Annotated in this window: 7 protein-coding genes and 1 pseudogene; 4 read left to right on the top strand and 4 right to left on the bottom strand. The window is 72.4% G+C overall.

The features are described 5' to 3' along the window. The first annotated feature begins 265 nt into the window (after positions 1 to 265). Together yidD and FF041_RS35365 are read left to right on the top strand one after the other, a co-directional pair. Entirely contained in the window at positions 266 to 631 is a 366-nt protein-coding gene (yidD, locus tag FF041_RS35370; RefSeq protein WP_153526545.1) for a membrane protein insertion efficiency factor YidD, read from the top strand. A gap of 227 nt (positions 632 to 858) precedes the next feature. Further along, the gene (locus FF041_RS35365) at positions 859 to 1836 is read left to right on the top strand and encodes a trypsin-like serine peptidase (RefSeq protein WP_323393639.1); all 978 of its coding nucleotides are present in this window, start codon (positions 859 to 861) and stop codon (positions 1834 to 1836) included. Positions 1837 to 1930: 94 nt separating this feature from the next. Here the strand turns inward: FF041_RS35365 and FF041_RS35360 are convergent, their stop codons facing one another. Both FF041_RS35360 and FF041_RS35355 read right to left on the bottom strand, forming a co-directional pair. Beyond that, complete coding sequence (locus tag FF041_RS35360) at positions 1931 to 2935, bottom strand: AraC-like ligand-binding domain-containing protein (RefSeq protein WP_153526543.1); 1005 nt, start codon at positions 2933 to 2935, stop codon at positions 1931 to 1933. A gap of 285 nt (positions 2936 to 3220) precedes the next feature. Then, positions 3221 to 4012 carry an alpha/beta fold hydrolase gene (locus tag FF041_RS35355; protein ID WP_153526541.1) on the bottom strand — a complete coding sequence of 264 codons (792 nt, stop codon included), beginning with the start codon at positions 4010 to 4012 and terminating at the stop codon, positions 3221 to 3223. Between the two features lie 104 nt (positions 4013 to 4116). Here FF041_RS35355 and FF041_RS35350 point away from each other — a divergent pair, with 104 nt between their 5' ends. Together FF041_RS35350 and FF041_RS35345 are read left to right on the top strand one after the other, a co-directional pair. Continuing rightward, positions 4117 to 5106, top strand: coding sequence for a MerR family transcriptional regulator (locus tag FF041_RS35350; protein WP_323393637.1), 990 nt, complete (start codon positions 4117 to 4119; stop codon positions 5104 to 5106). Between the two features lie 200 nt (positions 5107 to 5306). Beyond that, the gene (locus tag FF041_RS35345) at positions 5307 to 8471 is read left to right on the top strand and encodes an ATP-binding protein (protein ID WP_153526539.1); all 3165 of its coding nucleotides are present in this window, start codon (positions 5307 to 5309) and stop codon (positions 8469 to 8471) included. Here FF041_RS35345 and FF041_RS35340 read toward each other — a convergent pair. Further along, positions 8452 to 9240 (bottom strand): ABC transporter permease, encoded by a 789-nt coding sequence (locus tag FF041_RS35340; protein ID WP_153526537.1) that lies wholly within the window; start codon positions 9238 to 9240, stop codon positions 8452 to 8454. The two genes, FF041_RS35345 and FF041_RS35340, sit on opposite strands and share 20 nt — an antisense overlap. After that, a pseudogene (locus FF041_RS35335) lies at positions 9237 to 9743 on the bottom strand (AAA family ATPase); the annotation flags it as partial. The gene FF041_RS35340 and the pseudogene FF041_RS35335, both read right to left, overlap by 4 nt.

The raw sequence follows: 9743 nt of genomic DNA, 5'->3' as shown, positions 1-9743 counted from the left end.
GTCACGGTCACGACTCCGCAGCGTCTCCGGGCCCGCGGCCGGTAGTAGTCGGCGATCACCTGAGCGCCGCCCGCGCCACGGTGCTGTGCGGCTGCCCTAGGACGACACCCCGGGCAGCACGGTCCCGGGCGACCCAGCGGCGGGCGGGTCCGCGGCTCCCGCGTACGATGCCGCGACGAGGACAACCCCAGGGGGAGAAATGGCGCGATCACGGCGGAACCGACACGTTGATCGGAAGAAGCGGAAAGAGGAGGAGGGCTGCTGCATGGGCACGATCGACACATGCGGGTACTACTGCGGCCCCGCCTGTCCCGTCACCGCGGTCAACGCGATCTTTCTCGCCCTGTGGCGCCCCGCCCTCTCCCCGATCGGCACGGCGGACCCGGCGGCCCCCCGACCCGACGGACGGGTCGCCGCCGCGCTGTACGGCGCCGTCCGCCACTACCGTACCCACATCAGCCCCACCCAGCCCGCCCGTTGCCCCTACACCCCCAGCTGCTCCACGTACGCGGTCAAGGCGCTCCACCGGCACGGAGCCGTCCGCGGCTCCCGGCTCATAGCTGCCCGGCTGCTGCGCTGCCGCCCTTCAACCGCCCGCCGCCGGGGCCGTGTCGACCCGGTACCGGAGTAGCCGCGCCGCCGGCACCTCGCTGACCTGGGGCGACCCATGCCATACGCGGTCCATCGGCCGTTGAGGGCCGCTCAGAGAGGGCCCCACTGGCGTGAATTCAGGCTGTTTGACTGCGTTGGAACTTGTTAGTTTTCCTTTCGTTGGGCGAGGCAAGTCAACGCTGCCCAACGGAACAGCGCGACCGCACCGTACGCACCCCACTCCTTCTGCTGGAAAGGGAACGCCACGTGCGCCGTATCCGACGCGCTCTACTGTCTTCCGCCGCCGCCCTGCTGGCCCTCGGGGCGGGCGTCACCACCCCGGCCCAGGCGGGCAGTGGTGCGCAGGGTCCTGGACCCGACACCGTCACCGCGACCGCCCGGCTCGCTGACGGCACCACCGCCGGCACCCCGGCCGCCGCCACCGCGCTGGAGCGGTACTGGACACCGGAGCGGATGGCCGAAGCCACCCCCGCCGAACCCCCCGCGCACAGCGTGCGGGCCGCCATGACCCCGGGGCCCGCCGGAACCCCCGGCAGCACCCCGCCCGTACCGCCCGCCCGGGGGGCGCTGTTGGAGAGCCCCGGCGTTGGCAAGGTCTTCTACACCAGCCCCTCCGACAACAAGGACTACTTCTGCTCGGCCGCCGCCCTCGCCAGCCCGTCCAAGCAGCTGGTGATCACCGCGGGCCACTGCGTCAACGACGGCGGTACGGCGGGCAAGCCCGGCGCGTATGTACGCAACTGGGTGTACATACCGGCGTTCCGCTCGGGAACCCGCCCGTACGGCACCTTCCAGGCCAAGGAGTTCCGGGCGTTCACCGGATGGGTGAACAACAGTGACCTCCAGGTGGACATCGCCATGGTGACCACCCACCCCCTCAACGGGAAGAAGCTGACCGACGTCACCGGCGGCAACGGGCTGAGCTGGAACTACGACCACCAGCAGACGGTGACGGCCTTCGGTTACTCGGCCGACCACAACAACTCCCAGATCCAGCGATCCTGCCAGAGCACGGCGTCCCCGGTCGGCGCCCCGGACAACCGGGTCCAGATCAAGTGCGCCTTCCGGGGCGGTGGCGGTCCCTGGCTGCGGAACCACGCCGGCTCCGGGCTCGGATTCGTCAACGGCGTGGTGAGCACACTCATCGCCGACGGATGGAACCGCAGCTCCTACTTCGGCGACGGCGTCAAAACGATGTGGGACCTCCAGGGCGCCCGCACCTGAGACCGCTGCGCCCGTACGGGCCCGGCTCCCTCTTCCGGGAGCCGGGCCGCGGCCGTTCCGGAAGAGGGAGCGGGGGGCGGGGGAGCCAGACTCCTCAAGGGCGGCGCAGGTGCAGGTGCAGGTGGCGGTGATCGCTCGGTGTCATGCCGTACGCCGCCCGGAAGGACCGGCTGAACTCCGCCGCTGTCAGGCCCCATCGCGCCGCGATGGTGTGGATGTGCTCGCCGGCCCGGATCGGATCGGCGAGTTCGGCGCGGGCGCGCTCCAGGCGGGTGCGGCGGATCAGCGCCGCCACGGTGACGCCCTCGTCGCGGAAGATCCGGTGCAGATAGCCGGTGGAGATGTTGTGCGCGGCGGCGACGGCGGTCGGAGTCAGCCGGGGGTCGGCCAGGTTCTGCTGGATGAACGCCTTGATCCGCAGGACCGTCGTATACCGGTGGGTGTGCGGCGGGAGGGCGTTCTCCCTGTCCAGCGTGTGTGCGAACACCGTCGCCACCAGGTCCGTGACCACCGCTCCCAGCCGGGGCGCGTCGGAGAGCCGGTAGTCGGTGAGACTCCGTACGAACTGCGTGAGGAACTGTGCCAGCAGCGCCCCGACGCCGTGGCCGTCCGGCATGGGCAGCCCGACGGCCCGGTCCGCGAGCTGCCTGGGTAACGGCAGGACCGCTTTGGGCACCTCGACTCCGATCATCACGATCCGGCGCGGCTGGGCCCCGGTGCGGATCTCGACCGGCCGCGAGGAGTCATTGCTGTGGTAGACCCCGGGTCTGGTGCGCAGCTCCCGGCCGTGCCAGGTGACTGCGCCGCCCCCGCGCAGCATGAGGGAGAGGTGGTAGTTCTCGGGATCGGACTGCCGGATGAGCTTCGCGGTGCGGCGGAACATCACGGGTGGGAAGGCGGCGGGCCACACCGCCACATCACCGAGGCCGATGACCCGCTGGCGTGCCCGGAAGTCGGCGGCGTGGTCGCTGTGCAGATCCATCGGGGCGTGGGTGCTGCCCAGCAATTCGCGCCAGCGGGCGAAGCGTTCGGGCGCAGCGACGTCCAGGCTGCTGAACACCACTGAGGGCAGAGGCTGTTGTGCCGAGGCTGTGGTCATGGCGGGATCCCCCTGGGACGGAAGGAGCGCACGGTCACGGGCGGGTGGAGATGCCTGGTCTGATCCTTCCGCGCCGGCCGTGCTGACGCTGTACGTATCGTGCGACGAGGTCGGTCCAGTCACCGTTGGGTACGGATGCGCAAATATAATCCACCTATTTGTGGGGCATGTTGAGTCCGTGGTGATTACATGTCAATGAGGCATATGGGTGCGGGGCGGAGGCCCCGCATCACATGGAGGCGTCAAGCGCTGCCGAGGGTTCGTGCGGGCGTCTCGCCGACCGGATCATCCGAGCCGGCGTGGCAGCAGGCTGTGGCCGTGCCCTGCCGCGGCGGCGCAGAGCACCCGGGCCAGTTCCGCGGGGGCCGAGAACATCGGCCAGTGGCCGGTGTCCAGCTCGAAGCAGGTGATTCCGCGGGCCGCGAGGCCCATGTAGGCCGGGTCGCCGCTGTCGTGCAGCTCCTGTGCCCTGGCGATGCTGTTGCCGTTGCGGGTGCAGAAGACACCGGTGGCCGGGACGGTCAGGACCGCGCCGGTGAGACGCAGTGGTTCGGTGGCGGTGCCGAGCGGCTGCGGCGCCCCCAGCCGGGCCAGTCGCTCACGGTCGGCCCGCGACACGCCGTCGAGCCTGGCGATGGCGTCGATCTGGTCCACCGGAGGCATCGGCCAGCGCCACCCCTCGCCGTGCTCGGCGACCCAGGCGGTGATCTCTTCGGCCTGCTGCGGAGCGACGAGCAGATCCAGCAGCGACTTCCCGTCCTGGGGGACGACGCTGTCGAGATGGACCAGGCGGGCCGTCCGCTCGGCGACGCGGTCCACGGCGCCGGTCGCAGGGAGGATGCCGTAACTGTGACCGACGACCACCGCGTCCGTCAGCTCCTCGCTCTCCAGCACCGCGACGACGTCCTCGACATGAGTGGACAGGCCGACCTGCGGGCCGGCCAAGTGACGCCGGTCACCCAGCCCGGTCAGCGTCACCGGGTGCGCCCCATGCCCGGCGGCGCGCAGCTCCGCCGCCACCTCCCGCCACGCCCAGCCGCCCAGCCAGCCGCCCGGGACCAGGACGAACTCCGTCATGACCATGCTCCTTCCGCCGGTTTCCCCGGTCACGTCGAACGCCGCTTACGCTAGGAACTCCCGCAGGGGGAGATGCAAACCGGAGCGGGCGACGGAGGGCGGCCGTGGACGACGACGCCACGATGGGCATCGGCGAGCTGGCCCGGCTGGCCGGGGTGTCGGTCAAAACGGTGCGCTTCTACTCCGACGAGGGACTGCTGCCGATCGCCGAGCGCTCCTCCGGCGGCCACCGGCGGTACGGGCGACAGGCACTGGAGCGGCTGCGCGGCATCCGGGATCTACGGGCGTTGGAGATGCCGTTGCCCGAGGTCGCCGCCGTGCTCGAAGACGAACCGGGCGGTACGGGGCTGGCCGCGGCGCTGACGGCCCGGCTGGCCGAGGTCAGCGGCCGGCTCTCGGCGCTGCGGTGGCGTGAGGCGGCACTGCGCGCGCTGGCCGAGGCACCCGGTTCCGAACGGCCCGCACTGCTGCGGCAGCTCGGTGCGCTGCCGCAACCACCGGACACCGGCGCTCTGGCGCGCTTCTGGCGCCGAGTTCTGCCCGTGCGCCTGCCCTCCCGGGTCCGGGAGGCGGTCGTGGACGCCGCGGTTCCCGACCTGCCGCGCGATCCGACGCCCGGTCAGGCCGTCACGGCCGCACGGCTGCACACACTCGCGTCCGACTCCGGCTTCGCCGCCGATGTACGGCGGGCCAACGGCCGGACCGTCGGACGCGGCGACCTGGTGCGGTTGTACGACGGGCTGGGCAACGCCTACGCGCTGGGTGCGGCCAAGCTGGACGCGGGCATCGAACCCGAGCCGGGCGAGGCATTGGACGCCTTCGCCGGCGCCTTCGCCCAGGGACACGGCGAGGCCGACACCCCGGAGTTCCGGGTCGGCCTGCTGACGATGATCCGTGCCTCCGACGACCCCCGCCTCGGGCTGTACTGGCGGCTCGTCCACGACCTTCAGGGCGGCGGCCCGGCGACGATGGGCGCCGCCCACGCCTGGCTGGTCGCCGGGCTGGCCTGCTCGGCTCCCACCCCTGCTCCGGCTCTGCCGGGGCACGCACGGGTCAGTGCCAGTGATGGGGCCGCAGGAGAGCAGTGGACATGACCACCGTGACGGGTGTTCGGCTTCGAGAGCCGAAGCAGGGCGGCGGGGGCCCACCAGACGCGACCGGCGTCTCACGGAACTCTCGCGAAATCAGCGCCGGGAGGGCGACGGCATGCGGAGCCGGCAAGACGCACGACGGCACGGACTGCGGGCACTGCGGCGGGAGTTCGGGCGGCCGGCACCTCGGTTAATCTGCACGGATGACCGTCGCTCTGACCCTGCTGCCGCGTGTCGCCTATCGCGGGCGAGAAGTCACCGCGCCCCGGCTCCGCGGCCTCCTCGCGCTGCTCGCGGGCGACCTGCGCGCGGGGTGCAGCGTCGAGCGACTTGTGGCAGGGCTGTGGCCGGACGAGTTGCCCGAGCGTCCGGGAAAGGCGGTGCAGGTGCTCGTGTTCAGAGTGCGGACGCAGCTGGGCGCCGACGTCGTCGCGAGCACGCCGACCGGATACCGGCTCACCCTCGCCGAGGAGCAGGTCGACAGCTCCGCCCTGCTGCTGCACGCCGCCGCGAGCGCGGACCGGGCCAGGGCCGGGGACCACGCGGGATCGCTGACTGCGGCCCAGGCCGGGCTGGCGCTGTGGGAGGGCGCCCCTGACGGCGACGGCGGCGACGCCTGCGACCCCGTAGCCGTACTGCGCACCGAGCGCGCCCCCGTCCGCGGCGCGCTCATACGCGCGCAGGCGCTCGCGCTCGCCCGCCTGGGGCGGCACGCGGAGGCGGCCGAGCCCCTGGCCGTGGCCGCCTCGGCGCATCCGCGCGACGAGGAGGTGCTCGCCGAACTGCTGCGCGGCGAGGCGGCGACGGCGGGCCCGTCCGCCGCGCTGACGCGGTACGAGGCGTACCGCCGTGAGCTGCGGGACGAGCTCGGCACGGATCCAGGTTACGGGCTCAAGGCCGTACAGCAGGAGCTGCTGCGCGGCGAGGCGCCCGCGGTCAGACGCGGCGTGCCGCACGAGCCCAACCCGCTGCTGGGACGGGACGAGGACATCGCGGCGGTGGAGGGGCTGCTGCGCGCCTCCCGCGCCGTCGCCGTCGTCGGTCCCGGCGGCCTCGGCAAGACCCGGCTCGCGTACGCGGTCGGCCGCCGGGCCGAGCAGCGCGTGGTGCATCTCGTGCCGCTCGCCGGCGTCACCGCGGACGAGGACGTGGCCGCTGCGGTGGCCTCCGCGCTCGGGGCGGGCGAGGGGCGGCACGGCACCGTGAGCGGCCACGCCTCGGCCGACCCCTTGTCCGGCATCCTCGGTGTGCTCGGATCCGGGCCCGCTCTGCTGATGCTGGACAACTGCGAGCAGGTCGTCCAGGGCGTCGCCGACCTCGTACAGGCCCTGGTCTCGTCCTCGAAGGATCTGCGGGTGCTCGCCACCAGCCGGGCCCCGCTGGGCCTCACGTCGGAGGCGGTGTACGTGCTGCCGGAGCTCGGTCCCGACACCTCCGTCGAGCTGTTCACGCAGCGGGCCCGGGCCGCCCGGCCCGGTGTGAAGCTGCCGCCGGACGCGGTGGCCGAGCTCTGCCGCCACCTCGACGGGCTGCCGCTCGCCGTGGAGCTGGCCGCGGCGCGGGTGCGGGTGCTGTCGGTGCCGGAGATCGCCCGCCGCATCGGCGACCGGTTCGCGCTGCTGCGCGGCGGAGCCCGGGACACGCCGGAGCGCCACCGCACGCTGCACGCGGTCGTGGAGTGGAGCTGGAACCTGCTCGTGGAGGACGCCAGGGCGGCGCTGCGCACGCTGTCCGTCTTCCCCGGCGGCTTCTCCGGCGAAGCGGCGGAGCAGGTGCTGGGCGATGACGCGCTGTTTCTGTTGGAGCAGTTGGCCGGCCAGTCGCTGCTCACCGTCGCCGACGCCCCGGTCGGCGTGCGGTTTCGGATGCTGGAGACCGTACGGGAGTTCTGTGCGGCCCGGCGTACGGAGGCGGGCGAGGAGGACGAGGCCGTCGGCCGGTTCCTCGCCTGGGCTCGGGACTTCGGGGTCGCGCACCACGACATCCTCTTCGGCCCGGAACCGCGGACAGCCTGGGAGCGGGTCAGGGCCGAGCAGGACAACCTCGTGCTGGCCCTGCGCCATGCCCTGGCCCGTACGGACGGCTCCACCATCGCCGCCATCACCGCCGCCCTCGCCGCTCTGTGGTCCACCGGCTCCGACTTTCCCCGCCTCGTCGCCCTCGCCGCGGACACCGGCCCGCCGCTGTCGCACTACTACCCCGGGCCCGAATTCGTCGAAGTCGCCCGAGCGGCTGCGGTGGTGTGCACGGCGAGCCTGCTCATGGGCTACGGCCCGCGCGCCGTACGCCAGCTCGTCACCCTCCGGCGGCTGCCCCCGGCCCCGCCGGACACGCTGCTGCGCGCCACCGCGGTGGTGCTGAGCGCGATCCCCGAGATGCGGCCTCCTGACTACGACGTGCTGCACAAGCTCTGCGACAGGGACAGGGACAGGGACGGGGACAGCGAGCAGCCGCTGGTCGCCGGCATCGCTGAGTGCATCGCCACCTACGTCTGGGAGTACGAGCACGAGATCGACCGCGCGCTCGCCTCGGCTCGGCGGGCGGTCGCCGCGCTGGCTCCGGTCGACAACCCGTCCGTGCAGCTCATGGTTCATTCCCGGCTGAGCGACCTGTGCTTGCAGTCGGGGCAGGGCGAGGCGGCGTACGAGCACATCAAGGTGGCGCTCAAGACGCTGCCGCAGCTCGGCGACGGGCACGACTACATCGGCATCCGCTCGGCTCTCGTCCTCGCCTGCCTGCAGCGCGGCGACCCCGACGAGGCCGAGTACTGGCTACGGCAGGCGGAGAGCGACAACCCCCCGCAGCAGGACTCCTTCTACAGGCCCGACATCGGCGGGCACGCCGAGCTCGCGCTCACCCGCGGACTGACGGAGGTCGGGCTCGGCCTGTGGCGCAGCGCCATGGAGCGGCTGACCGAGGCCGACTCCATGCACAGCAGTGATCCTTGGCTCGACCCGTGGGCGCTGGTGATCCAGTCGGCGGCGGTGACGGCGCACGCGCACGCCGGCCGTCTCGAGCTGGTCGCGGAGCCGGTCGACCGGCTGCGGCAGGGGCTGCGAACCCTGCTCTCCGGTCCGTCCCGCTCGCCCACGGAGCTCCCTGTGTTCGGGACGGTGCTGCACGCCCTTGGCATGGCGGGGCTCGCGTCCGGCGACGCCTGTGCCGTACGGATGATCGTGCTGGCCGAACGGCTGCGGGTGCTGCGCGAGTTCCAGCCGACGATGTCGGAGGCCCGCGCCCGGCAGGCGGTCGAGGCCGCCGGGCACGCTGTCAGGGTGGCGTACGCCGACGCGGTGTCGGAGTACGCCGCCCTGAAGCGGGACGAGCTGCGGGATGCAGCCCGCGCGCTCATTGCGGGTCGCGGTTGAACGTCGAGGTCGACCAGGAGTAGCCGAGTACCGCGAGGCCGAGGCACCAGGCGATGGCGAGCCATCCGTTGTGGCCGATCTCGGTGCCGAGGAGCAGGCCGCGCAGGGTTTCGATGGCGGGTGTGAAGGGCTGGTACTCGGCGATCGGCTGGAACCAGCCGGGCATGGAGTCGACCGGGGTGAAGGCGCTGGAGAGGAGCGGCAGCAGGATCATCGGCATCGCGTTGTTGCTGGCGGCCTCGGCGTTGGGGCTGATCAGGCCCATGCCGACGGCGATCCAGGTGAACGCGAGGGCGAAGAGCGCGAGCAGTCCGAACGCCGCCAGCCATTCCAGGGCTGTCGCGTTGGTGGACCGGAAGCCGATGGCGACGGCGACGGCGCCGACGAGGACCACGCTGGCGATCGACTGGAGGACGCTGCCGGCGACGTGCCCGACGAGGACCGAGGGGCGGTGGATCGCCATGGTGCGGAAGCGGGCGATGATGCCCTCGCTCATGTCGTTGGAGACGGAGACCGCGGTTCCGACGACGGTGCTGCCGATGGTCATCAGCAGCAGGCCCGGGACGATGTAGGCGATGTACGCGGAGCGGTCCGGGCCGCCGCCGATGCCCGCGCTCATCGCCTCGCCGAAGATGTAGACGAAGAGCAGCAGCAGCATGATCGGGGTGAGCAGCAGGTTCAGGGTGAGGGACGGGTAGCGCCGTGCGTGCAGGAGGTTGCGGCGCAGCATGGTGTTCGCGTCGCGTACGGCGAGGGAGAGGGAGCTCATCGGACGGTCTCCTTGGGCTGGGCGGACTGGGCGGGGATGTTGGCGGTGCCGGTGAGGGCGAAGAAGACGTCGTCGAGGTCGGGGGTGTGGACGGTCAGCTCGTCGGCTTCGACGCCGGCGGAGTCCAGCCAGTCGAGGAGGGAGCGCAGCTCGCGCTGGCTGCCGTCGCTGGGGATCTGGAGCGAGAGCGCTTCGTCGTCCCGGGTGGTCTCGCGGAGGGTGCGGGCGGCGGTCTGGTATGCGGCCGGGTCGGTGAAGCGGAGGCGGACGTGCCCGCCCGGGATGAGGCGTTTGAGCTCGGCGGCGGTGCCCTCGGCGGCGACCGTGCCGTCGTTGAGCACGGCGATGCGGTCGGCGAGTTCGTCGGCCTCCTCCAGGTACTGCGTGGTGAGGAAGACGGTCACGCCGCCGGAGACGAGCTCGCGGATGATCTGCCACATATTGTGGCGGGAGCGGGGGTCGAGACCGGTGGTCGGCTCGTCGAGGAAGATGATCCGCGGGTC

The sequence above is a fragment of the Streptomyces jumonjinensis genome, from assembly GCF_009600885.1.
Classification (GTDB): Bacteria; Actinomycetota; Actinomycetes; order Streptomycetales; family Streptomycetaceae; genus Streptomyces; species Streptomyces jumonjinensis.
Note: the sequence above shows the minus strand (reverse complement) of the source record. Positions and strands in the feature narration are given on the sequence as shown.

What these genes read in the sequence shown, in the direction of transcription:
- FF041_RS35340 (WP_153526537.1), bottom strand. Translation starts at nt 9,240, where the DNA reads ATGAGCTCCCTCTCCCTCGCCGTACGCGACGCGAACACCATGCTGCGC.
- FF041_RS35360 (WP_153526543.1), bottom strand. Translation starts at nt 2,935, where the DNA reads ATGACCACAGCCTCGGCACAACAGCCTCTGCCCTCAGTGGTGTTCAGC.
- yidD (WP_153526545.1), top strand. Translation starts at nt 266, where the DNA reads ATGGGCACGATCGACACATGCGGGTACTACTGCGGCCCCGCCTGTCCC.
- FF041_RS35355 (WP_153526541.1), bottom strand. Translation starts at nt 4,012, where the DNA reads ATGACGGAGTTCGTCCTGGTCCCGGGCGGCTGGCTGGGCGGCTGGGCG.
- FF041_RS35345 (WP_153526539.1), top strand. Translation starts at nt 5,307, where the DNA reads ATGACCGTCGCTCTGACCCTGCTGCCGCGTGTCGCCTATCGCGGGCGA.